At 74.4% G+C, this 660-nt stretch carries 1 protein-coding gene; it reads left to right on the forward strand.

Going from position 1 to position 660, the window contains the following annotated elements; all coding sequences use genetic code 11:
* On the forward strand, nucleotides 1–551 hold a 551-nt coding region (locus tag D7X74_RS42280), incomplete at its 5' end, for a GNAT family N-acetyltransferase (protein ID WP_147446929.1).
* Nucleotides 552–660: the final 109 nt, after the last annotated feature.

The following is a 660-nucleotide window of genomic DNA, read 5'->3' on the forward strand; positions in this document are numbered from 1 at the left end:
ACCTGTTCTCCGGCTGGACCAGGCCCCTGCGCCGCCACTTCGTGGGGCCGGTGGAGATAAGGCTGGTGCGCCAGGACGACCTGGACGCGCTGCTCGCCTTCGCCACCGAGCGGCTGGTGGTGTCCGGCACCTTCCTGCGCCGCCAATTGCGCGACCGCTGGGGCCTGCCGGAGGAGCGGCGCGTGGGTGGGGCGGCGGGGGCCTTCGACGCGCAGGGGCGCCTGTTCGGCTTCGCCTGGGTGGACGACTACCGCCAGGAGGGGCTGGCCCTGGAGGGCTTGTGGGTGCGCTCGCTGGTGGTGGCGCCCCGCGTGCGGCGCATGGGGGTGGCCACCGCCCTGGTGCGCTGTCTGGTGGAGGAGGCCCGGCGCCAGGGGGCGGATCGCGTCCACGCCGACATCGACGAGGACAACACCGCCTCCCTGCGGACCTTCTCCGGCCTGGGCTTCCGTCCCGCGCCGGAGGCGCTGACCACCGCGACCAACCAGCAGTGGGACGCGGCGGGCGGAAGCAAGCGCCTGGTCGTGCTGGTGCGTGTGCTTTCGGCGTGAGCGCGGGCCGGGGGGTTGCGCTCCTCCAGACCCTGGGCCAAAAGCAGCCCCGTCCCGTCCACCCCGCATCCCTTGCTGGCGAGGCCCCTCGTGAGCACCCCCCCGTCCG

The sequence above is a fragment of the Corallococcus sp. CA047B genome (assembly GCF_003612065.1).
Lineage (GTDB): Bacteria > Myxococcota > Myxococcia > Myxococcales > Myxococcaceae > Corallococcus > Corallococcus praedator.